This is a genomic window from Bacillus sp. 0909A, assembly GCF_036765115.1.
GTDB lineage: Bacteria > Bacillota > Bacilli > Bacillales > Bacillaceae > Bacillus > Bacillus mojavensis.
Genome location: NZ_JBAIZU010000002.1, coordinates 96,809 through 120,023, shown reverse-complemented (window position 1 = coordinate 120,023; position 23,215 = coordinate 96,809). Strand labels below are relative to the sequence as shown.

The following is a 23,215-nucleotide window of genomic DNA, read 5'->3' as shown; positions in this document are numbered from 1 at the left end:
TTGATATTAGATTGGGAGGATAAAATGAATGACAAGCCCCACTCGCAGAAGAACTGCGAAGCGTAGACGCAGAAAACTAAATAAAAGAGGCAAACTTTTGTTTGGTATGTTGGCCGCAATCATTTGTTTCACGATTTGGAATGCCGTTCATCGAGAGGATAAAGAAGCCGAACCATCTCAAGAAGCTGCGGCGGTTTCTGATACCGGTCAGAAGCAAGCTGATCAGAAGAAAAACAAAGCCAAAAAAACAGAGGAACAAATCAAAACAGTGGACCGCAATCCAAAAATCAGCAGTTATTTAAAAGAGATCGGCTTCAGCGGGACAGCCATGATCGTCAGAAACGGAGAAGTCGAATTAAATAAAGGTTTTGGCTATGCGGACCGCAAGCATCACATAAAAAACAATCCTGCGACAACTTTTTATATCGGATCATCACAAAAAGCGCTAATAGCAACCGCTATTCTGCAGCTTGAGGAAAAAGGAAAACTCCAGACAAGTGATCCGGTCAGCACGTATTTACCCCATTTTCCCAACGGAAAGAATATTACATTAAAGAATCTGCTTACTCATACATCGGGAATAAACGGACATGTTGAAGGGAATGGCGCGATCACTCCTGATGACTTAATAAAAAACATAGAGCAGCAAGGAATCAAACGTCAGCCTGGAATGTGGGATTATAAGGATTCTAACTATTCAGTTCTCGCTTATCTTGTTGCTGAAGTGAGCGGCGAGTCTTATGAACAATACATAACCAATCATATTTTTAAGCCTGCGGGGATGACACATTCGGGTTTTTACAAGTCATACGATAAGCAGCCTTATCCAGCTGTCGGCTACAAGCTGAAAGGCAGCAGGACTATTACACCGTATATGCCCGATTTATCTCAGCTTTATGGAGCAGGCGATATATATATGAGCGCTGCTGATATGTACAAATTTGACAAAGCGCTGATAGACGGCAAGCTTTATTCGCAAGAAAGCTATGAAAAAATGTTCACACCAGGAAGCAGTTCCACATACGGAATGGGGTTTTATGTTGCTCCCGGAAGCTACTCAAACCACGGAGTCATGCCTGGCTTTAACGTATTGAACAGCTTCAGCAAATCCGGACAAACCGTTGTTGTTTTGTTGTCAAATATTCAAAATAACGCTAAACTTGGACAAGTGAACAATAAAATATACCAGCTTCTAAATCAGCAGTAATTTACGATCTGTTTTTTCAAAAGATAGGCGGATTCATGTTCGGCACGGTAAATGGGGGCGGCTCGGCAAACGTTAAGCTGGCAAGCTTGACAAGTATTTCCGACACAATTACAATGAAGTTGTAACATTTGTTTTTTTAACATGATTGTTAAACCATTTAAACTTGACAAGGGCGATGAAACTTTCATTCCCTGTGAAGGTTCTGTATGTTGAGAAAACTAGACAATGTACATGCCGACACTTATTTTGAGCAACAACCAAGTTCATAGCAAGAGGAGGTGAAAGTATGACCCCAATTATGATGGTTCTCATCTCCATTTTGCTGATTCTACTCGGTTTAGTTGTTGGCTACTATGTTCGTAAAACCATTGCCGAAGCGAAAATTGCAGGCGCACGCGGTGCAGCCGAGCAAATTCTTGAAGATGCAAAGCGTGATGCTGAAGCACTGAAAAAAGAAGCTCTGCTTGAAGCAAAGGATGAAATCCACAAACTTCGAATAGATGCTGAACAAGAAGTTCGTGAAAGACGAAATGAGCTTCAAAAACAAGAAAACCGTTTACTCCAAAAGGAGGAAAACCTTGATCGTAAACATGAGGGAATTGATAAACGGGAAGCGATGTTGGAGAAGAAAGATCATTCTCTGAATGAACGACAACAACATATTGAAGAGATGGAAAGCAAAGTGGATGAGATGATTCGTATGCAGCAGTCAGAGTTGGAACGAATTTCGAGTCTGACTCGTGACGAAGCGAAACAAATCATTCTTGACCGGGTTGAAAACGAGCTTTCACATGACATCGCCATCATGACAAAAGAAACTGAGAACCGTGCGAAAGAAGAGGCGGATAAAAAAGCGAAAAACATTCTTTCACTCGCCTTACAGCGCTGCGCAGCGGACCACGTTGCCGAAACAACGGTATCAGTTGTCAATCTTCCAAATGATGAGATGAAAGGACGTATCATCGGCCGGGAAGGGCGTAACATTCGTACGCTTGAAACGCTGACAGGTATTGACCTGATTATCGATGATACCCCTGAGGCTGTCATTCTGTCCGGATTTGATCCGATCAGACGTGAAACAGCAAGGATTGCTCTTGATAAACTCGTTCAGGATGGCCGTATTCATCCGGCACGGATTGAAGAAATGGTTGAAAAATCTCGCCGCGAGGTCGATGACTACATTCGTGAGATGGGTGAGCAAACGACATTTGAGGTTGGCGTTCACGGCCTCCACCCAGATCTGATCAAGATTCTCGGCCGCTTAAAGTTCCGTACAAGCTACGGTCAAAATGTGCTTAAGCATTCCATGGAAGTCGCATTCTTGGCCGGGCTGATGGCATCGGAGCTTGGAGAAGATGCAAAGCTTGCGAAACGGGCGGGACTCCTTCATGACATCGGAAAAGCGATTGACCATGAAGTAGAAGGAAGCCACGTTGAAATCGGAGTCGAGCTTGCGACTAAATATAAAGAGCACCCAGTCGTAATTAACAGTATTGCATCACACCATGGGGACGAGGAGCCGACTTCCATTATCGCTGTGCTGGTAGCTGCAGCAGATGCGCTTTCCGCTGCAAGACCTGGCGCGAGAAGTGAGACGCTCGAAAACTACATTCGAAGACTTGAAAAGCTCGAAGAAATTTCTGAGTCCTACGAAGGTGTTGAAAAATCATTTGCGATTCAGGCTGGACGTGAAGTGCGTATTATGGTGAAGCCGGATTCAATAAATGATCTTGAAGCCCATCGCCTGGCGCGAGATATCCGCAAACGAATTGAGGACGAGCTCGATTATCCAGGTCATATTAAAGTGACAGTCATTAGAGAAACTCGAGCCGTAGAGTATGCAAAATAAAGTGATGCGCTAAGCATCACTTTATTTTTTTGACGGCTGAGGAATAGAAAGGATTTACAAAATGAGAATTTTATTTATCGGAGATGTTGTCGGGTCACCGGGCCGCGACATGGTAAAAGAGTATGTGCCCAAGCTGAAAACAAAATACAAGCCGCATTTTACTATTATAAATGGCGAAAATGCCGCACATGGAAAAGGCTTAACAGAAAAAATCTATCACAGTTTAATACAGTCTGGCGCGGATGCGATCACGATGGGAAACCATACATGGGACAAAAAAGAAATTTTCGATTTTATCGACGATGTCCCGAACTTAGTTCGTCCCGCAAACTTTCCGGAGGGCACACCGGGGAAAGGGATCACATATGTGAAAGCAAACGGTAAAGAACTTTCCGTTATAAACTTACAAGGCCGTACGTTTTTACCGCCGCTCGATGATCCGTTTTTAAAAGCGGATGAATTAATTGCCGAAGCTGCTAAAAGAACACCGTACATTTTTATCGACTTTCATGCGGAAGCGACAAGTGAAAAGCTCGCACTCGGCTGGTATACGGATGGACGGGCATCTGCTGTAGTAGGAACTCACACTCATGTGCAAACAGCGGATAACCGCATTTTGCCGAAGGGTACGGCATATATTACGGATGTAGGAATGACCGGTCCATATGACGGTATACTGGGGATGGACAGAGAAACGATTATCAAGCGTTTCAAAACAAACCTTCCTGTGCGCTTTACTGTCGCTGAAGGAAAAACAACCCTAAGCGGAGTTGTCATCGATATAGATGATCAAACGAAAAAGGCCGTTAAAATTGAACGTATTTTAATCAATGATGATCACATGTTCTTTGAATAATTGATCACATGGTTATTTTATAAAAATATTAAAAAGAAAAGCAGGAATATAGCAACTCCTTAGTGAATATAGTAAAAATGGAAGGTAGCCCGCTATTTTTGAAAAGCATTGTGGGGATGGCTTTTTGGATAGCAACATCTAATAATGATTGTTCTAATGAACACTCACTTATCCATTGTAAAACTAAGGGGGAGCAGAAATGGAAATCTTAAAAGTTTCAGCAAAATCGAGTCCAAATTCAGTGGCAGGTGCGCTTGCAGGTGTGTTAAGAGAGCGCGGGGCCGCCGAGATTCAAGCAATTGGAGCGGGTGCTTTAAATCAAGCTGTTAAAGCTGTGGCAATTGCCAGAGGATTTGTGGCGCCGAGCGGGGTTGATTTGATTTGTATTCCAGCTTTTACTGATATTCAGATCGATGGTGAAGAAAGAACAGCGATTAAATTAATTGTGGAGCCTCGCTAAGAAAAATAAAGTATTCACAACCTGTTTGCATCATGCAAGCAGGTTGTTTTTCGTTTATTGTGATATTTTCTCTCAATAGTATTTTGATAATATTAATGAACCATATGTCACGTGTAAAAAGCATTCCGATTTTTTTTGAAAAAAATTCAGCCCATTTTTCAAGACGGATACTTTTGTCTTTCCTGTGAGGACACAGCTGTTTACGATGATTCCAGATCATGGTACAATCCGGTTATAACAAGACTTTTAAAGGAGGATTGTACATGGAGAGTGGAAAGATGAGAGCTGTAATGAAAAAACACGGTGCTTTCGGCGCTGTGCTGGCTGAAGTTCCCATTCCTGAAATCGATAAGCATGAAGTTCTTATAAAAGTTAAGGCAGCTTCCATTTGCGGCACAGATGTGCATATTTATAATTGGGATCAATGGGCACGGCAGAGAATAAAAACTCCTTGTGTCTTCGGCCATGAGTTCAGCGGGATTGTCGAGGCTGTAGGCGAGAATGTCAGCAGTGTAAAAATCGGGGAGTATGTTTCTGCGGAAACGCACATTGTATGCGGCACATGCGTCCCTTGTTTAACAGGAAAGCCTCATGTGTGTAAAAATACGGCCATTATCGGAGTGGACACTGCAGGCTGTTTTGCGGAGTATGTCAAAGTGCCGGCCGAAAACGTTTGGAAGAACCCCGCGGATATGGACCCGGAAATCGCTTCCATTCAAGAGCCTTTAGGAAATGCCGTTCATACAGTTCTTGAGAGTCAGAACGCCGGAGGAACGACTGCCATTATCGGATGCGGGCCGATCGGACTTATGGCGGTAGCGGTCGCAAAAGCAGCAGGTGCAGCGCAGGTGGTCGCCATTGACAAAAATGAGTACAGATTAGCTCTCGCCAAACAAATGGGTGCCACAACGGCGGTCTGCATCGAAAAAGAAGATCCGCTCAAAATTGTAAGCGCTTTAACAGAGGGAGAAGGCGCTGATCTCGTTTGTGAGATGTCGGGTCACCCTGCAGCTATTGCACAAGGCCTTGCAATGGCTGCAAATGGCGGGAGATTTCATATTCTCAGTCTGCCGGAACATCCCGTTACCATCGATTTGACGAATAAAGTCGTGTTTAAAGGCCTTACCATCCAAGGGATCACAGGGAGAAAGATGTTTACAACATGGCGGCAGGTTTCACAATTGCTTGGATCAAACGTACTGGATCTATCGCCTATTATTACCCATCAGTTTCCATTAGAAGAATTTGAGAAAGGGTTTGAACTGATGAGAAGCGGACAGTGTGGGAAGGTTATTTTAATTCCATAAAAGGGGGATCAACATGACAAAAGAATTTGAGTTTCTAAAAGCAGAGCTTGAAAGAATGAAAGAAAACCATACATGGCAAGACGTTAAACAGGTTGAATCAATGCAGGGCCCTTCTGTTACAGTGAATCATAAAAAAGTCATTCAGCTTTCTTCTAATAATTACCTCGGATTTACTTCACACCCAAGACTCATCAAAGCTGCACAGGAGGCTGCTCAGCAATTTGGAGCCGGTACCGGATCAGTCCGAACAATCGCCGGAACGTTTACCATGCATCAAGAATTGGAGAAAAAGCTGGCAGCCTTTAAAAAAACAGAGGCGGCACTTGTCTTTCAATCAGGCTTTACAACAAACCAAGGTGTGCTTTCCAGCATTCTTTCAAAAGACGATATTGTCATTTCCGATGAATTAAACCATGCCTCTATCATCGATGGAATCAGATTGACAAAGGCGGATAAAAAAGTTTATCAGCATGTGGATATGATTGATTTAGAGAAGGTGCTGAGAAAATCAATGAATTACCGGATGCGTTTGATTGTCACTGACGGTGTATTTTCAATGGATGGCAATATTGCTCCTTTGCCTGACATTGTGGAGCTCGCTGAGAAATATGACGCTTTTGTGATGGTGGATGACGCCCACGCATCCGGAGTGCTTGGCGAAAGCGGCAGAGGGACGGTAAATCATTTCGGTCTTGATGGAAGGGTTCATATTCAGGTTGGAACGTTAAGCAAGGCAATCGGAGTCTTAGGGGGGTACGTTGCCGGTTCAAAGGTGTTAATCGACTACTTGCGTCATAAAGGCCGTCCGTTTTTATTTAGCACGTCACATCCTCCGGCTGTAACTGCAGCTTGTATGGAAGCAATTGATGTCTTGCTGGAAGAGCCGGAGCATATGGAGCGTCTGTGGGAGAATACTCATTATTTTAAATCAAGGCTTATCCAAATGGGCTTTACTCTCACGCAGAGCGAAACGCCGATTTTGCCTATTTTAATAGGTAATGAGGGGGCAGCGAAGCAATTTTCTGATCAGCTCCTGTCTCAAGGTGTTTTTGCACAAAGCATTGTTTTCCCGACTGTTGCAAAAGGAAAAGCCAGAATACGTACGATTCTGACAGCCGAGCACACCAAAGAAGAACTGGATCAGGCGCTTGATGCCATCGAAAAGGCAGCAAAGGAGCTTCAGCTATTGTAGGGAGAAGGGAACACTCTTCTCCCTTTCATTCCTTATTGATTATTATTCTCAATGAGTGTACAATGATAGGTTGCCAGTTGTGCGGAGCTTCAATAACCTTTATACTGGAGGGTGGAAGTTTGGTTTGAAAGGAGAAATATCATATGAATGAAAAGCAAAAATTAGAGAGCGGACAAGTTAATCCATCGGACAAAAAATCCGAGAAGGATTACAGCAAGTACTTTGAAGCTGTCTACATTCCGCCTTCTTTAAAAGATGCGAAAAAACGCGGCAAAGAAGCCGTTACTTATCATAATGACTTTAAAATTTCTGAAGAATTCAAAGGCATGGGTGAAGGAAGAAAATTCTATATCCGGACGTACGGCTGCCAAATGAACGAACATGATACAGAAGTAATGGCAGGGATCTTTATGGCTCTTGGCTATGAAGCGACAAACTCTGTTGACGATGCCAATGTCATTCTGTTAAATACATGTGCAATCCGTGAGAATGCGGAAAACAAGGTGTTCGGTGAGCTTGGACACTTAAAAGCACTCAAAAAAAATAACCCGGATCTTATCTTAGGCGTTTGCGGCTGTATGTCACAAGAGGAATCAGTCGTTAACAGGATTTTGAAAAAACATCCGTTTGTCGATATGATTTTCGGGACGCATAATATCCATCGTCTGCCGGAGCTATTGTCTGAAGCATACCTTTCAAAAGAAATGGTCATAGAAGTTTGGTCCAAGGAAGGCGACGTCATAGAAAACCTTCCGAAAGTCCGCAACGGAAAAATTAAGGGCTGGGTCAACATTATGTACGGCTGTGACAAGTTCTGTACGTATTGCATCGTACCGTATACACGCGGAAAAGAAAGAAGCCGCCGTCCGGAAGAGATCATTCAGGAAGTAAGAAGACTTGCAAGCGAAGGCTATAAGGAAATTACACTTTTAGGCCAAAACGTAAACGCGTACGGAAAAGACTTTGAAGATATGGACTACGGCCTTGGTGATTTAATGGATGAGCTGCGCAAAATCGATATCCCGAGAATCCGTTTCACAACGAGTCATCCGCGTGACTTTGACGATCATCTCATTGAGGTGCTTGCAAAAGGCGGAAATCTGCTCGATCACATTCATCTGCCGGTCCAATCAGGAAGCTCAGAGGTTTTGAAACTGATGGCACGCAAATATGACAGAGAGCGTTACATGGAGCTCGTCAAAAAAATCAAAGCGGCTATGCCAAACGCTTCTTTAACAACTGACATTATCGTCGGCTTCCCTAACGAAACGGATGAACAGTTTGAAGAAACGCTGTCATTATACCGTGAAGTGGAATTTGACAGCGCCTATACGTTCATTTACTCTCCGCGTGAAGGCACACCTGCGGCAAAAATGAAAGATAACGTTCCGATGAGAGTGAAAAAAGAACGCCTGCAGCGTCTGAACGCATTGGTTAATGAAATTTCTGCTAAAAAAATGAAGGAATATGAAGGCAAGGTTGTCGAAGTATTAGTTGAAGGCGAAAGCAAAAACAACCCTGAGGTTCTTGCCGGCTACACTGAAAAAAGCAAGCTTGTGAATTTCAAAGGACCAAAGGAAGCGATCGGCAAAATCGTTCGCGTGAAAATCCAGCAAGCGAAAACGTGGTCGCTTGACGGAGAGATGGTAGGAGAAGCAATCGAGGTGAAATAAGATGACGCTCTACTCTAAAAAAGACATTGTGCAGCAAGCACGAAACCTTGCAAAAATGATCTCTGAAACCGAAGAGGTTGATTTTTTCAAACGTGCTGAAGCGCAAATTAATGAGAACGCAAAAGTGTCTGTAATCATTAATCAGATTAAAGCCCTGCAAAAACAAGCCGTTAATCTGAAGCATTACCAAAAACTCGAAGCGCTCAAACAAGTAGAAGAGAAAATTGATGCGCTGCAAGAGGAACTTGAAGACATTCCTGTCATCCAGGAATTCAGAGACTCTCAGGTTGAGGTGAATGACCTTCTGCAGCTCGTGGCAACCACCATTTCCAACCAGGTCACAAACGAAATCATTGCATCAACCGGAGGCGATCTTCTAAAAGGAGAAACCGGCTCGAAGTTGAAACATTCAAATAACAGCTGTTCTCTTTAAACACGGTGCCTTTTCAGGCCCGTGTTTTTTTATGTTGAACTATAAAAGAACTAAATAAACTATGTACTAAATATTCAATATGTTTTGCCGCCTTAGCCAAATAAACTTTATCGCACTTATAAGTAAAGTTTCTAGGCACCCCTGCATACAATGGAACAGAAACTTTGTATTTTTATATTTTATTTATAAAAATGCACACTAGACGAATGCCCAGCATAAGATAACACGAAGAAGAACAAGGAGGCATGCCGGAATGTCTGAATACAGGGAAATTATCACGAAGGCGGTAGTAGCGAAAGGCAGAAAATTCACACAGTGCACCAATACCATCTCCCCTGAGAAAAAACCGAGCAGCATTTTGGGCGGTTGGATTATCAATCACAAATATGACGCAGAAAAAATCGGAAAAACCGTAGAAATTGAAGGGTATTATGATATAAACGTATGGTACTCTTATGCGGACAATACAAAAACAGAGGTTGTCACAGAACGAGTGAAGTACGTGGATGTGATTAAACTCAGATACAGAGATAACAATTACTTAGATGATGAGCATGAAGTGATTGCAAAAGTGCTTCAGCAGCCAAACTGTCTTGAAGTGACCATTTCACCAAATGGCAATAAAATTGTTGTGCAAGCAGAGAGAGAGTTTTTGGCGGAAGTGGTAGGGGAAACAAAGGTTGTTGTAGAAGTAAATCCTGATTGGGAAGAGGATGACGAAGAGGACTGGGAAGACGAACTTGATGAAGAGCTGGAGGACATCAATCCTGAATTTTTAGTTGGAGATCCTGAAGAATAAAAAAGAGACTAGGGGAGTCGGTACCCCAAGTCTCTTTTTTATATAGACATATCATTCTTTTAACATTTTCTGTTTATGTTATAATGAAGGCTGGCAAATAGAAACGTTGATACATAGTGAGGGATTAAACAATGGCTACTTATACGCCTATGATACAGCAATATTTAAAAATAAAGGCAGAGCATCAGGATGCCTTTTTATTTTTTCGTCTCGGTGATTTTTACGAAATGTTTTTTGAAGACGCTAAAAAAGCGTCACAAGAGCTGGAAATCACGTTAACAAGCAGAGATGGAGGCGCCGCTGAAAAAATACCGATGTGCGGTGTTCCATATCATTCTGCTTCGGCATACATTGAGCAGCTTATTAAAAAAGGATACAAGGTAGCCATATGCGAACAGACCGAAGATCCAAAGGCTGCAAAGGGCGTCGTCAAACGTGAAGTCGTTCAGCTGATTACGCCCGGAACTGTAATGGATGGAAAAGGCATCCATGAGTCAGAAAACAATTTTATTGCATCAGTTTCGTCATGCTCAAATGGATACGGACTGGCCCTGTCCGATTTAACAACGGGTGAAAATTTGGCTGTTTTAATTGAACGGCTGGAAGACGTCATATCAGAAATTTATTCAGTTGGCGCTCGGGAAATTGTCGTATCGGGAAGCCTTGACGAAAAGACGATTGCTCAGCTGAAGGAGCGGTGCGGTGCTACCATTTCAATTGAAGATGGGCAAACGGATGAGCACGTTCAGATTATTGAGCATTTACAGAACCAGGACATAACGAAAACATTTCTCCGTTTATATACGTATCTGAAAAGGACTCAGAAACGGAGCTTAGATCACCTTCAGCCTGTACAAGTGTATGAGCTTGAAGAAGCCATGAAAATCGACTTATACTCCAAGCGAAATTTGGAGCTGACCGAAACGATCCGTTCAAAAAATAAAAAAGGCTCCCTGCTATGGCTGCTTGATGAAACAAAAACAGCGATGGGAGGGCGGCTGCTGAAACAGTGGATTGACCGTCCGCTTATCAGAGTGAATCAAATTGAAGAGCGCCAGGAAATGGTAGAAACATTGATGTCTCATTTCTTTGAACGGGAGGATCTGCGTGAACGTTTAAAGGAAGTCTATGATTTAGAACGCCTCGCAGGCCGTGTGGCATTCGGAAATGTCAATGCACGGGATCTCATGCAGCTGAAGGAATCATTAAAGCAAGTGCCCGGCATTAAACAGCTTGTTGCTTCACTGGCTCATAAGAAAGCGAAGGAACGTGCGGAGCGGATTGACCCGTGCGGTGATGTTCTAGCATTACTGGAAGAAGCTCTGTACGAAAACCCTCCATTATCAGTAAAAGAAGGAAACCTGATCAAAGACGGGTACAATCAAAAGCTAGATGAATACCGCGATGCAAGCAGAAACGGGAAAGACTGGATTGCCCGTCTTGAACAGCAGGAACGTGAATATACAGGCATTCGGTCATTAAAGGTCGGTTTCAATAAAGTATTTGGTTATTATATTGAAGTGACAAAGGCGAACCTGCACCTGCTTGAAGAAGGGCGCTATGAACGGAAGCAGACGCTAACGAATGCAGAGCGCTACATTACACCTGAATTAAAAGAAAAAGAAGCGCTCATTTTGGAAGCGGAAAATAACATCTGCGAGCTGGAATACGAGCTGTTCACTGAGCTGCGTGAGAAAGTGAAATTGTATATTCCGCGTTTGCAGCAGCTTGCCAAACAGATGAGTGAGCTCGATGCGCTGCAATGCTTTGCGACAATCAGTGAAAATCGTCATTACACGAAACCTGAGTTTTCTAAAGATGAAGTTGAGGTCATAGAGGGCAGACACCCGGTTGTTGAAAAAGTAATGGATAGCCAGGAATACGTGCCTAACAACTGTGTGATGGGTGACAACAGACAGATGTTGCTCATTACCGGTCCGAACATGTCGGGGAAAAGCACATACATGAGACAAATCGCGCTCATCTCCATTATGGCGCAAATTGGCTGCTTTGTGCCCGCGAAAAAAGCTATGCTTCCGATTTTCGATCAAATTTTCACCCGAATCGGCGCGGCGGATGATTTGATTTCCGGACAAAGTACATTTATGGTGGAAATGCTTGAAGCCAAAAATGCGATTGTAAATGCAACAAAAAATAGCCTCATTCTGTTTGATGAAATCGGGCGGGGAACGTCCACATATGACGGCATGGCCCTTGCGCAAGCGATTATTGAATATGTTCATGACCATATCGGCGCCAAGACGCTGTTTAGTACGCACTATCATGAACTGACGGTTCTTGAAGAAAAGCTTCCGCAGCTGAAAAACGTCCATGTTCGTGCTGAGGAATATAATGGAACGGTTGTCTTTCTTCATCAAATTAAAGAAGGGGCAGCTGACAAAAGCTACGGTATCCACGTCGCCCAGCTGGCAGAGCTGCCGGCAGATCTGATTTCACGCGCTCAAGACATTCTAAAAGAACTTGAGCATTCAGGGAACAAACCGGAAGTGCCGGTGCAGAAACATGAGGTGAAAGAAGAGCCGGCACAGCTGTCCTTCTTTGGCGAATCGGATAAACCGGCTGCATCACCAAAGCTTTCTAAAAAAGAAAAGCAAGTACTTGATGTCTTTAAATCTCTGAATATACTTGATATGACACCGCTGGAAGCGATGAATGAAATGTACAAGCTGCAAAAGAAATTACATTAAACGGGGTGATGAATGTGGCAAAAGTCATCCAGCTGTCAGATGAACTTTCAAATAAAATTGCGGCGGGTGAGGTTGTGGAACGGCCCGCCTCAGTCGTTAAAGAATTGGTGGAAAATGCCATTGATGCTGACAGCACAGTCATTGAAATCGACATTGAGGAAGCCGGTCTTGCATCCATTCGTGTTCTGGATAATGGAGAAGGAATGGAAAATGATGATTGCAAGCGTGCCTTCCGCCGCCACGCAACAAGTAAAATAAAAGATGAAAATGATTTATTCAGAGTGAGAACGCTTGGATTCAGGGGAGAGGCACTGCCGAGTATTGCGTCAGTCTCCCATCTGGAAATTACGACAAGCACGGGAGAAGGAGCGGGGACAAAGCTCATGCTTCAAGGCGGAAACATCATTTCTGAATCGCGTTCCTCAAGCAGAAAGGGAACCGAAATTGTCGTTTCCAATCTATTTTTTAATACACCAGCCCGCTTGAAATATATGAAAACCGTTCATACAGAGCTTGGGAATATTACGGATGTGGTCAATCGGATTGCGCTGGCACATCCAGAGGTATCAATCCGCCTTCGCCATCATGGAAAAAACCTTCTCCAAACGAACGGAAATGGAGATGTGCGCCATGTCCTTGCCGCGATTTACGGTACGGCTGTCGCTAAAAAAATGCTGCCGCTTCATGTCAGCTCACTGGATTTTGAAGTAAAGGGATATATCGCGCTGCCAGAGATTACGCGGGCATCAAGAAATTACATGTCATCTGTCATTAATGGCCGTTATATTAAAAATTTCCCGCTCGTCAAGGCTGTGCACGAAGGATATCACACACTTCTGCCAATCGGGCGCCATCCGATCACTTTTATAGAAATCACCATGGATCCGATTTTAGTTGATGTCAACGTGCACCCTTCGAAGCTTGAGGTACGGCTCAGCAAGGAAACAGAGCTGCACGACTTAATTCGTGACGGCATAAAAGATGTATTTAAACACCAACAGCTAATACCGAGTGCCCAGCTCCCGAAAAAATCAGCACCTGTCATCAAAAATGAGCAGCAGTTCATAACCTTTGATGAAAAGCCTGCTGAAAGAAAAATACCGGAAAAAGCGCCTGTGCCTTCGTATTCACCAATGAAACTCAGCTCAGTTGTCAAAGAACCAGTTGAGATAGAAGACGAATTGCCTTCAGAGCAGCTTGAAACTCATTCTGTGGCTGAAACGAAACAAAGGATGGAAGAGCCTGCTGTCTTAGAAGAATGGCCTGAAGCATTCGAACAGGAGCCCTCTCAGGAACAGCAGCAGACATCATCTGAACGTGTTCCGATCATGTACCCGATCGGTCAGATGCATGGGACCTATATATTGGCGCAAAACGAAAACGGCTTATATATTATCGACCAGCATGCAGCCCAAGAGCGTATCAAATACGAATACTTCCGTGAAAAGGTCGGCGAAGTTGAACCTGAGGTGCAGGACATGATTGTGCCGCTCACGTTCCATTATTCTACGAACGAGGCACTCATTATCGAACAGCATCAACAAGAACTCGAAAGCGTAGGTGTTTTTTTAGAGTCTTTCGGCTCGAACAGTTACATCGTCCGCTGCCACCCGGCTTGGTTTCCAAAAGGAGAAGAAGCCGAGCTGATAGAAGAAATCATTCAGCAGGTGCTCGATTCGAAAAACATTGATATCAAAAAACTGCGCGAAGAAGCGGCGATTATGATGAGCTGCAAAGGTTCCATCAAAGCAAACCGCCACCTCAGAAACGACGAGATCAAAGCGCTTCTGGACGATCTCCGCAGCACATCAGACCCATTTACATGCCCGCACGGCCGCCCGATTATGATTCATCATTCCACGTATGAGATGGAAAAGATGTTTAAGCGTGTGATGTAATAAATGTTCAATGCCTTTACGTTAGGATAAAAGCCCGCAATTTAAGCGGGCTTTTTTAAAAACTTATCATCATTTTCAGGTCAAAACAAAGTGCAATCGCAATTCTACTTTTTAGTGTATCTTGGCTGTGCATTGTTCAGTACATTTACTGCAGAAGAGGATGTCGTCGTAATACTGCAAGGTGTTTAAACGGCTCTTGATATGTTAATACGTTTTACTCTTATAGAGGAAGGCGGTATACCATGGAGATCGTTTTTTGGATTGTCATTGTGTTTTTGTTAACCTATGAGCCGATTTTTGGGTTTTATCATTTTCAGAAGTTTAAACAGAATATGAAAAGAAGCGAAAGTGCAAAGATAAAATATTACAAAGATGTAATGGTCGGCTTGTGGGTTCCAGCTTTGTTTATACTCACTTTAGCTGTATGCACCGATTTGTCTCTCAAACAAATGGGGATAACGATACCGGCCATTCATACCGGAACGCTCGGTTCATTTGCCTCTTATATTTTTCTAGGGCTGGGTTTTCTCTATTTTGTGCTTGTTCTGTATTGTATCATCGGCTATTGGTGCAGCCAAAAGGTAAAACATGATTTGTCCAAGAAAAAAGCTGAAGAAATGAAGAAATCTGATATTGGTGACATATTGCCGATAACCTTGAAGGAAAAAAGAATATGGAATTATGTTTCTTTAACTGCGGGGATAACGGAGGAGTTGATTTACAGAGGATTTTTGCTGTTTGCTCTGCCAGCCTTATTTCCTTCACTTTCAATTTGGATTGTGGTCCTTGCTGCCTCTCTGATATTTGGATTAGCCCACACGTATCAAGGGTTTTGGCAGGGGGTTGTGAGGACGTCATGTTTTGGGTTTTTGTTTTGTTCACTTTCTATCATTCTAGGTTCCATCATTCCTCTTATTGTTTTACACTTTCTCGTTGACTATATAGGAAAGTTAGGCGACGAGAATGTCTTTAAAGCATAAAACCGCTTGAATGAATCAATCACAAGCGGTTTTTTATCGGGCTATGATTTAGGCTGATGATCAAATGCTAGTTCAGTCAACGCTATAAATGCTGATATGACAATGAGTAAAGCGTCCGGAATATAAATAGAATCCATAAAGTAATCTACTAAACAAATCGTTATAAGATTAGCGATAAAATAAAGGACAAATGTGAAAAGTGCTGTTTTTCTCATAGAAAGTGAATGGATCATGATCAGAGAAACGACTTTTGTTAGAGGATCTATGACCAGTCCGGCAGCAAAGCATCCCAATATAAAAAACAATAAGGTTTGATTGGAATCGTATGTGATGCCGAGGATGGTAAATAGCCCTTTTATGCCGAAGAAATAACCGCCGAAGATCACAGCAACTGCAATTGTGATAAGGAGGCCAATGGATACAATCATTGTTATTTTTGAGCTTGGTTTTAAGTCTTTAAATGGCGTGTCATGTTCTTTCTGGCTCACGTATTACACTCCTTATATGTTAATGATTCACAATACAGCGGAACTCATCCGAATATACCATTATTAATAGAAACAGAATATGTACTCCTAGGCAAGTGCCTAATGAAAAAACGAAAATCCGACAGGTATACTGAGAAAGCAGAGGCTTTTTTCATATAAGCTCCTTATCTAGATGACTTGCATAAAGTGTAACATATATTTACAAAAGTGAAACAATCCTTTTTCTATTTGAAAAAGGATTGTTTAGCGAGACTAATTTTAACTTTTGAGATTCTTCGAAGCTTTCGCTTTTTTCGGCCAGATAAAATAACTGGCGGTGATCAGGCAATCAATGCCCAGAATCACTGTCCATACCTTTAAAATACTGCTCAGCGCTTCGGTTCGAGCAGCATCATCAATAAAATAAATCATTCCGGCCAGCAGCCCGGCACCAATAAGATAAGCGAGCACATGTCTGATCAAGCTTTTCGCATAATGTTTCGCATGATCCATTCCATAGCGCACAAGCGGTTTTGAGCCTTGCTTTGTTACATAATAACGGAATTTTTCATCCGCCCATTGGATCATTTGCTTGCCGAAAGCGATCGATACGCCAATGTACACTGCCGCAATCGCGTGTGCAGTAGTCGCAACGGCTCCGCGGTATAAGTCCGCGGACGTCATTATTAACAAAATCAGGTCAATGACAGGGGTCAAGGCAAAAAGAAGCAGCCCTAATTTATCTTGTTTGAATAGATAGCGTACGACAAGGCCTAACACGATTACAACCCAAAATGCTATTTCGCAGAAGACAATCATCCAAGCAACGCTGTTCAATCTGTTCCCCTCTTTCCAATACAGTTGTATTATTTAATATGATTTTACCATCTGCGTTTTTATAAAACAACTGTATTATAAAAATTGCTCTCCGATTTTTTTCTTGGTAAAATAAAGACATGCCAAAACAAATAGACCATGAAAAAAGAAGAAAACACATTGCAGAAGCGACATGGCGGGTGATTTTAGAACGAGGGATGGAGGGGGCCTCAGTCAGAAACATTGCCAAGGAAGCAGGACTGTCATTAGGTGCGCTTCGCCATTATTTTTCAACTCAGGATGAATTGCTTGTTTTTGCAATGAAACTTGTGAAAGAAAAGGTGACAGCTCGCATTAATGAAATTGCTGCCCATGATTTGCCGCCTAAAGAAAAAGTGTTACACATACTGCTTGAAATTGTCCCGACAAATGCTGAAACGATTAGAGAGATGGAGGTATGGTTTGCTTTTACTGTTTATGCGAGACATAAAGACAATATGTTTGATGCGGGACATGATGAGATTTACAAAGCAATTCGAATTCTGATCGACTACTTGGACCAGCTTCATTTATTGCAAAAACATGCTGATAAAGAAATAGAAGGAGAGAGGCTGTACGCTTTAATCGATGGTTTGGCTTTACATGCGATGTTTGACCCTCGCCGTGTGAATAAAGAACGGATCAAACGTGTTATTATGCAGCATTTACAATCTATATGCGTTGATGATTCAGCCAAGAGTGAATAGGTCACTGCAAAAAGTTATTCTGAATGGACATGTCTCCAAAAAGAATAACTTTTTTTATGAGAATCAAGCGTAACTGCAAGAATGAATTGAAGAATGGAACGGCCGCATTCCGTTTGGTAACTGGGAATGGAAGAGAGAATGAAAGAACTTCATATTGATAGGTATGGTGAAAATGGTTACTTATGCGGTACATACGATCTTTGTATACTCATAACAGAATTACAATATACTTTTACCTTTAAACATAACGAAAATATCGGCTTGCGGGTAAGGAAATGATTCCATGCAAACAAGCGCCTTTTGGGCAATTTCAAAGGCGCTGTATTCTTTCGACAGGTGAAAGTTTCTTCATTTGTTTTGTACATCAATAGTATATACCGCACGATCAGTCAGTACCTTCAATCCGCCATTTTCTTGGTGAATGTGAATATCTCCTAATAAAGGAATTTCATAAGCGTTCTGCGGAAGCGGTACGTCTCCAGCTTCAGTAAAGGTTGTTCCTTCGCCTTCCAGGACGAGTTCGTCATTTGCAACGTAGTCGTCAGGGTGGTTTGTGCTGCGTATGCCCACTTTTTGAAGGTGAAGAACAATCTGATCCAAATCTGAAATCTCGTCTTGGTTATTGGTCAGCTCGCCTTTTCGAATATCAAGCGTCTGGCCGATCCGCTCTCTCAACCATTCGGAAAGCTCAGTGTTGTTGAGTGTCATCAGTCATTCCTCCTTTTGATCTATACTGTACTATTCCCAATTGTTTTATGTTTTACACTCTGCGGATATAGCGGCTTATGTACGCTAAAAAAACACTGCTAACCCTTTTTATAAAGAACCAGCAGTGTCCACGAAGATCATGAAATCTTATTCACCAGGAATAGCTTTCTCGGCATTTATTGCTCCGGCACCGTAAATATTCGGGTCTTCGCCTGTCCATTTATCGGCCCCATTTTTAAGCAGCTCTTTTACTTCATCCGGTGTTAGGTCTGGATTTTGCTGGAGTATTAAGGCGGCGATTCCCGCGCAAATCGGCGTTGCCATTGATGTCCCCGACATTGTAAAATACTGAGTCCCTACACGGCTTGATTTTTGCAGCTTATCGATATATGAATTCGGTGAGCGAAGGGAAATGATGTTTACGCCCGGCGCTACAATATCGGGCTTTTCTTTCCCGTATACAGTCGGTCCCCGGCTTGAAAAAGAAGCGACTGTATCATCTTCGCTGCTTCCTGTATTGTTATCGTCAAACGCACCGACAGTAATGACTTTTTCGCTTACACCAGGGCTTGAAATTGTCTGCTGATCAGGGCCTGAATTTCCGGCAGCAACACAGACGACAATCCCGGCGTTCCAAGCTTCTTCAACTGCTTTGACTAACGGATCTTCCAGTTCATTGTCATAACGCAGCGCATCGCCGCCAAGGGACATGCTGATAATATCAATTGGTTCATCAGGATTGTCTTCATTATATTGAATGCACCATTCGACGCCTTCAATAATGTCCGCTAACGTGCCTGAACCTTGTTTGTTCAGCACTTTTACTCCAATTAAATTGGCTTCCGGTGCAGGGCCGCGGTAACGGCCGGAAGACGACGCGCCGCTGCTTGCGACATCACCTGCGCAGTGTGTGCCATGTCCATTATCATCATACGGCTCTGTTTTTTGGTTTACCATATCGGCAAAGCCAATAATTCTTCCCTCTAAGTCAGGGTGCGGGTAGATTCCTGTATCGACGACTGCGACTGTAACGCCTTTACCTGTTAAGGTTTGCCCGTTTCTGACGACTTCCTTTGCATGGCTTGCTTCGGCTGCTGCGTCAAGAAGCGCTTTGACTTCGCGGTTTAAATACACTTTGCGAATATCGCTGCATTCAGAAAGAAGAGAATGCAATGCTGAAGGGGTAACCTCTGCGCTGCAGCAATTGATTTTGTTAAAACGTTTTTTTAGCTTGCTGCGTTTTTCTTTTTGCAAAACCTGTCCCGTCATTTGAAAGCCTGCCTCATGGCAGCCTTCCTCGAATTCTATGATGACCGACATTTTTTTTCTGTTATTTAATTTTGTTTCAAAAAACTGATGCAAAAAGCAAGGAGTCCACTTGAAGGGCTTGTAGAGCTGCAAGACGCTTTCCCGCAACGGCCAATCAAGCTTATGAGCGTTTGCTCTCACCATTTGTACCATAGAGTAGCCAAACATCGATTTTCCTCCTATTATGAAGTTCTCTGTATACTCTATGAGTGGATCGTATGTTTGGTAAGTTTGTTTGTCCTTTAGAGGAGGCGGACAAGAGTTTGTTTTTATGAATCTTTTGAATCTGATACGAAAGAATCATGTGTACTGTTAATCATTGGGCATTGAAAAGGAACGTTTGTTCGTATTATAATTTATATATCAAACAGGAGGGAGCAATAGATCGTATGAATATTTTCTTACGCCGGTCTTTGGAAGATCAAATACCGATCAGCATTATATATATGAAGAAAGACGGCACCATAACAAAAAGAACGATTATCGTCAGGCAGAAAAGCAATACACAAATTAAAGCTTTTTGTTTTACGAACCATCAGATCAGAACGTTTTTATTAGACTCTATCCTCTCCTGTGACTTTGCGCGAACAAGGAAGCAAGAACTCCGGTTCGCAGGACTATAACAGGCTGTCCGCTTCAGCATCCCGGACAGCCTGATTTTTAGTAAAACCTTCCTTATTCCTCTATACATTTAATTACCAAGTGAGGTTGTTCCTACCTTTTTTGTTTTTCCTCTCAATCTTTTTTCACTGATATCTGTATATAACCGCTGATAAATGTGACATTCAATTGATTTTTTGAAACCGGGAACTTTTTCACTGATGATATAGTGTATACAATGGTAAGATAAAACCTATTGACTACACCTCATATAATGAACCTTGCCATTCTTGTGAAAGGAGTTTAACATGAGAAGATTTTTACTAAATGTCATATTCGTCTTAGCCATAGTCTTATTCATAAGATATGTTCATTACTCATTAGAACCTGAACCATCTAACCAGCCGGATACATATTCAAATTTCAGCAGCCTGGCAGAGAATGAGGACCCTGCCGATTATGATATTTCTTATCAAGAGAAAAAAGGGAGCAAAGTTTTAATCATGTCTCCGCACGGCGGAAGAATTGAAGGCGGAGTAAGTGAGCTTGTGCGTTATTTCAACAATGACTACTCGACTTACCTGTTTGAGGGCTTAAAGTCACATGATAATCAAACGCTGCACATTACAAGCACCAACTTTGATGAGCCATTGGCTAAAGAGAAGATTAAGGAGCACCAGTACGTTGTCGCTTTTCACGGATATAAAGGAGAAAAGAAAAATACACTTGTCGGAGGCACAGACCGTAAGCGGGCGAAAATGATTGTCAGAGCTCTTGAAAAAAGAGGGTTTTCCGCCGAATTAGCGCCCTCTCAAAGCGGCCTTGCAGGATTAAGTGCGGATAACATTAATAACCAGGGGGAAACCGGGCTGAGTATCCAGCTGGAAATCAGCCGTGAACAGAGAGAATCCTTTTTTGATGATTTTTACTATAAAGATAGGAAATACACGAAAACCAGTGAATTCTACTCTTATGTTCGCGCGATAAAACATGTACTTGAAAAAGAATATTCCTAATAAGCAAATCAGAGGACAAAATCAAGGAAGATCAGTAGACTGAAATGGAATCCATTGAAGGAGGCAATCATATGGCAGATCATCATTTTTATTTAAAAGCGAATTGGCCGGGAAAACGTAATGATGTCGGCACAATCGAAAGCGGCAATCTCATCACGTCTATTTCCATTCCTAAAGAAATGGACGGACCGGGGGAAGGGACCAACCCGGATGAAATGCTTCTCGGGGCAGCGGCAACCTGTTATATTATTACTCTTGCTGCTATGATGGAAAGAAGCGGACTGGAAAAGGAAGATCTGCAGATGGAATCAGAAGGCATAGTCGATGTGACAAGAGGGATCTTTACATACAAAAAAATCATTCACCGCCCCGCAGTAGTCCTCAGACACGATGCCTCAAAAGAAGACGTAGCGTTAGCCCACAAGCTTTGTGAAAAAGCGGAGTCTTCTTGCATGATCTCACGAGCCATTCAAGGAAACGTCGAATTGCAGCTAGAAGCTTCTGTGAAAATATCGGGGCAATCATAAAGAAGCAGACGGTCACTGACAGGCCGTCTGCTTTTTTTCTTTATTAGTGGCTTTTGACTGATTTAACAGCACAACGCCTGCAATGATGAGTGTGAGACCACATATACCCTTCAAGCTGACAGTTTCGCCAAAAAGCAAAAAACCGACTACCGCTGTAAGCGCCGTCCCGATACCGGACCAAGTGGCGTATGCGCTTGATAAGTCTATGGTTCTTAAAGAAAAGCTTAAAAACGTGAAAGCGGACAGAAATCCGACAGCCACTCCGATAATAGGCCAGAATTGTGTAAAGCCCTCGGAGAGTTTGAGCATTGTGCTCCCAAATACCTCAGATAATATGGCAAGAGCCAAATAAAGAAATCCTCTCATATACAACACTCCCTTACTGCCAATTAAGCAGCACAACACCTGAAATTAATAGACCAATTCCAATAAGTCCATTTACATTCAGTTTTTCTTTGAAAAATTTCGCCCCGATCACGGCCGTCAGCACTGTACCCACGCCGCTCCATGTCGCATATGAAAGGCTTAGAGGGATGCGGTTTAAGGTCAGCGACAGCATATAAAAGGCAAGGGAATAACCAATCACGACCAATGCACTCGGCTTCCACTTTTTGAAGCCGTCTGACACTTTCAGCATGGCTGCTCCGATTGATTCTGAGCATATGGCAATTGTGAGGAATAAGTATCCGATCATCATCGTAATCCCCCTCACTCAAAATATGATAAATGTAAGTTAATGAAAAGATCATCAGCTAGAAAAATATTAGTGTAAACCTATGTATGAGTCAAGAGATTCATTTTAACTCAGGTTCGGGGGATAAAAAAGACCCCTTTTATAAGGGGCTGACGGGTTTAATAGTAATAAGGGTACGGAGGATATGGATATCCGCCATAAAAATAAGGGTTAAATAAAGCACTTCCTACAAGTCCGCCTACCAGCCCGCCAAAAAAAGGTCCTCCGTAAAATCCAAATGGCCGTCCAAAGCCATAACCAAACCCAGGTCTTCCAAATCCAAAACCTGGCCGTCCAAAGCCGTAGCCGAACCCTGGTCTGCCAAAGATCCTTGCATCATTTTCAGCACTGAAATGTTCCATTTCGTTCATTTTTTCTGTCCTCCAATAATAAAGTGTAGATGATGCAGTGTATTCAGCCTACCCAAATTTGATTGGGCGTTCAGCTGAAAAAGAAGGAGAGTGAACTGATTGGGCCTGTATCAATCTGACTGGGCCATGGCGCCGCCTCACGTACATGCTTATCGTGCTAAAACGACCAGTGAAGAGGGCCATTATCATATCATTGAAGGTTTTACTCAGCCGGCAAACGGAACGAATACGGATCGCCATACACACTATTTCACTGGGATTACTTCGTTTGAAAATGGCCATTTTCACCGCTATTACGGGATCTCAGGCCCTGCCATTCCCCGGGCTGACGGTACGCATTATCACGAAATTGAAGAAAACACTTATCTCGCTTATAACGAGCCGATTCAGATCCGTTACGGAGGCGTTGTGTACGATCCCCGAAATCAAACCAGGAAGACGCATCGCCATCATTTGAAAGGCAAGACACGGGAGATCGTCGGAAATGAGCCTCTTGGCTGGTAAAAGAGATGTTTACTGCTGCAAAAAAAGGGCAAAATGGATAGGTGATTATATATGATG

General features: G+C 42.8%; 24 protein-coding genes. 17 read left to right on the top strand and 7 right to left on the bottom strand.

Annotated elements, in window-relative coordinates:
• The first annotated feature begins 28 nt into the window (after window positions 1-28).
• The 12 genes from V6D42_RS05845 (at window position 29) to V6D42_RS05790 (ending at window position 15,362) form a co-directional block, all read left to right on the top strand.
• The gene (locus tag V6D42_RS05845) at window positions 29-1,207 is read left to right on the top strand and encodes a serine hydrolase domain-containing protein (protein WP_333512657.1); all 1,179 of its coding nucleotides are present in this window, start codon (window positions 29-31) and stop codon (window positions 1,205-1,207) included.
• 286 nt (window positions 1,208-1,493) lie between these two features.
• Window positions 1,494-3,056 carry a ribonuclease Y gene (gene rny, locus V6D42_RS05840; RefSeq protein WP_010334309.1) on the top strand — a complete coding sequence of 521 codons (1,563 nt, stop codon included), beginning with the start codon at window positions 1,494-1,496 and terminating at the stop codon, window positions 3,054-3,056.
• Between the two features lie 61 nt (window positions 3,057-3,117).
• Window positions 3,118-3,912 carry a 2',3'-cyclic-nucleotide 2'-phosphodiesterase gene (ymdB, locus tag V6D42_RS05835; RefSeq protein WP_333512656.1) on the top strand — a complete coding sequence of 265 codons (795 nt, stop codon included), beginning with the start codon at window positions 3,118-3,120 and terminating at the stop codon, window positions 3,910-3,912.
• Between the two features lie 199 nt (window positions 3,913-4,111).
• Window positions 4,112-4,372, top strand: coding sequence for a stage V sporulation protein SpoVS (gene spoVS / locus V6D42_RS05830; RefSeq protein WP_003154135.1), 261 nt, complete (start codon window positions 4,112-4,114; stop codon window positions 4,370-4,372).
• A gap of 263 nt (window positions 4,373-4,635) precedes the next feature.
• Window positions 4,636-5,679 (top strand): L-threonine 3-dehydrogenase, encoded by a 1,044-nt coding sequence (gene tdh, locus V6D42_RS05825; protein ID WP_333512655.1) that lies wholly within the window; start codon window positions 4,636-4,638, stop codon window positions 5,677-5,679.
• A 13-nt stretch (window positions 5,680-5,692) separates the two neighbouring features.
• Complete coding sequence (locus V6D42_RS05820; RefSeq protein WP_333512654.1) at window positions 5,693-6,871, top strand: glycine C-acetyltransferase; 1,179 nt, start codon at window positions 5,693-5,695, stop codon at window positions 6,869-6,871.
• A 143-nt stretch (window positions 6,872-7,014) separates the two neighbouring features.
• A complete protein-coding gene (gene miaB / locus V6D42_RS05815; protein ID WP_168747880.1) occupies window positions 7,015-8,544 on the top strand; it encodes a tRNA (N6-isopentenyl adenosine(37)-C2)-methylthiotransferase MiaB in 1,530 nt (509 codons plus the stop codon).
• A gap of 1 nt (window position 8,545) precedes the next feature.
• A complete protein-coding gene (locus V6D42_RS05810) occupies window positions 8,546-8,977 on the top strand; it encodes a RicAFT regulatory complex protein RicA family protein (RefSeq protein WP_333512653.1) in 432 nt (143 codons plus the stop codon).
• Between the two features lie 253 nt (window positions 8,978-9,230).
• Window positions 9,231-9,776: an outer spore coat protein CotE gene (gene cotE / locus V6D42_RS05805; RefSeq protein WP_003231833.1), complete on the top strand. Its 546-nt coding sequence runs from the start codon at window positions 9,231-9,233 to the stop codon at window positions 9,774-9,776.
• A gap of 131 nt (window positions 9,777-9,907) precedes the next feature.
• A complete protein-coding gene (gene mutS, locus V6D42_RS05800; RefSeq protein ID WP_333512652.1) occupies window positions 9,908-12,484 on the top strand; it encodes a DNA mismatch repair protein MutS in 2,577 nt (858 codons plus the stop codon).
• Window positions 12,485-12,498: 14 nt separating this feature from the next.
• Window positions 12,499-14,382 carry a DNA mismatch repair endonuclease MutL gene (gene mutL / locus V6D42_RS05795; RefSeq protein ID WP_333512651.1) on the top strand — a complete coding sequence of 628 codons (1,884 nt, stop codon included), beginning with the start codon at window positions 12,499-12,501 and terminating at the stop codon, window positions 14,380-14,382.
• Between the two features lie 242 nt (window positions 14,383-14,624).
• Window positions 14,625-15,362 (top strand): CPBP family intramembrane glutamic endopeptidase, encoded by a 738-nt coding sequence (locus tag V6D42_RS05790; RefSeq protein ID WP_333512650.1) that lies wholly within the window; start codon window positions 14,625-14,627, stop codon window positions 15,360-15,362.
• Window positions 15,363-15,403: 41 nt separating this feature from the next.
• On the opposite strand, the gene V6D42_RS05785 is transcribed toward V6D42_RS05790, so the two are convergent.
• Window positions 15,404-15,790 carry a YrvL family regulatory protein gene (locus tag V6D42_RS05785; RefSeq protein ID WP_442893209.1) on the bottom strand — a complete coding sequence of 129 codons (387 nt, stop codon included), beginning with the start codon at window positions 15,788-15,790 and terminating at the stop codon, window positions 15,404-15,406.
• A gap of 318 nt (window positions 15,791-16,108) precedes the next feature.
• On the bottom strand, window positions 16,109-16,666 hold the full coding sequence (locus V6D42_RS05780) for a hypothetical protein (protein ID WP_268506043.1): 558 nt from the start codon (window positions 16,664-16,666) through the stop codon (window positions 16,109-16,111).
• Between the two features lie 119 nt (window positions 16,667-16,785).
• Between V6D42_RS05780 and V6D42_RS05775 the strand changes: the two genes are divergently transcribed.
• Window positions 16,786-17,391, top strand: a complete 606-nt coding sequence (locus V6D42_RS05775; RefSeq protein WP_333512648.1) for a TetR/AcrR family transcriptional regulator — start codon at window positions 16,786-16,788, stop codon at window positions 17,389-17,391.
• 348 nt (window positions 17,392-17,739) lie between these two features.
• Here the strand turns inward: V6D42_RS05775 and V6D42_RS05770 are convergent, their stop codons facing one another.
• The gene (locus tag V6D42_RS05770) at window positions 17,740-18,099 is read right to left on the bottom strand and encodes a hypothetical protein (RefSeq protein WP_010334324.1); all 360 of its coding nucleotides are present in this window, start codon (window positions 18,097-18,099) and stop codon (window positions 17,740-17,742) included.
• Window positions 18,100-18,246: 147 nt separating this feature from the next.
• Entirely contained in the window at window positions 18,247-19,575 is a 1,329-nt protein-coding gene (locus V6D42_RS05765) for a S8 family peptidase (protein ID WP_333512647.1), read from the bottom strand.
• 221 nt (window positions 19,576-19,796) lie between these two features.
• Between V6D42_RS05765 and V6D42_RS05760 the strand changes: the two genes are divergently transcribed.
• The 3 genes from V6D42_RS05760 to V6D42_RS05750 all read left to right on the top strand — a co-directional run bounded on the left by V6D42_RS05760 (window position 19,797) and on the right by V6D42_RS05750 (window position 21,550).
• Window positions 19,797-20,030 (top strand): hypothetical protein, encoded by a 234-nt coding sequence (locus tag V6D42_RS05760; RefSeq protein ID WP_333512646.1) that lies wholly within the window; start codon window positions 19,797-19,799, stop codon window positions 20,028-20,030.
• 285 nt (window positions 20,031-20,315) lie between these two features.
• Window positions 20,316-21,023: a poly-gamma-glutamate hydrolase family protein gene (locus tag V6D42_RS05755; protein ID WP_333512645.1), complete on the top strand. Its 708-nt coding sequence runs from the start codon at window positions 20,316-20,318 to the stop codon at window positions 21,021-21,023.
• Between the two features lie 71 nt (window positions 21,024-21,094).
• A complete protein-coding gene (locus V6D42_RS05750; protein WP_010334327.1) occupies window positions 21,095-21,550 on the top strand; it encodes an OsmC family protein in 456 nt (151 codons plus the stop codon).
• A 12-nt stretch (window positions 21,551-21,562) separates the two neighbouring features.
• Here V6D42_RS05750 and erbB read toward each other — a convergent pair whose 3' ends face one another.
• The 3 genes from erbB to V6D42_RS05735 all read right to left on the bottom strand — a co-directional run bounded on the left by erbB (window position 21,563) and on the right by V6D42_RS05735 (window position 22,654).
• On the bottom strand, window positions 21,563-21,916 hold the full coding sequence (gene erbB / locus V6D42_RS05745) for an SMR family multidrug efflux transporter EbrB (protein WP_333512644.1): 354 nt from the start codon (window positions 21,914-21,916) through the stop codon (window positions 21,563-21,565).
• Window positions 21,917-21,929: 13 nt separating this feature from the next.
• The gene (erbA, locus tag V6D42_RS05740; RefSeq protein ID WP_333512643.1) at window positions 21,930-22,247 is read right to left on the bottom strand and encodes an SMR family multidrug efflux transporter EbrA; all 318 of its coding nucleotides are present in this window, start codon (window positions 22,245-22,247) and stop codon (window positions 21,930-21,932) included.
• Between the two features lie 155 nt (window positions 22,248-22,402).
• Entirely contained in the window at window positions 22,403-22,654 is a 252-nt protein-coding gene (locus V6D42_RS05735) for a hypothetical protein (RefSeq protein ID WP_326328571.1), read from the bottom strand.
• A gap of 126 nt (window positions 22,655-22,780) precedes the next feature.
• Here V6D42_RS05735 and V6D42_RS05730 point away from each other — a divergent pair, with 126 nt between their 5' ends.
• Window positions 22,781-23,158: a YmaF family protein gene (locus V6D42_RS05730; protein WP_326328615.1), complete on the top strand. Its 378-nt coding sequence runs from the start codon at window positions 22,781-22,783 to the stop codon at window positions 23,156-23,158.
• Window positions 23,159-23,215: the final 57 nt, after the last annotated feature.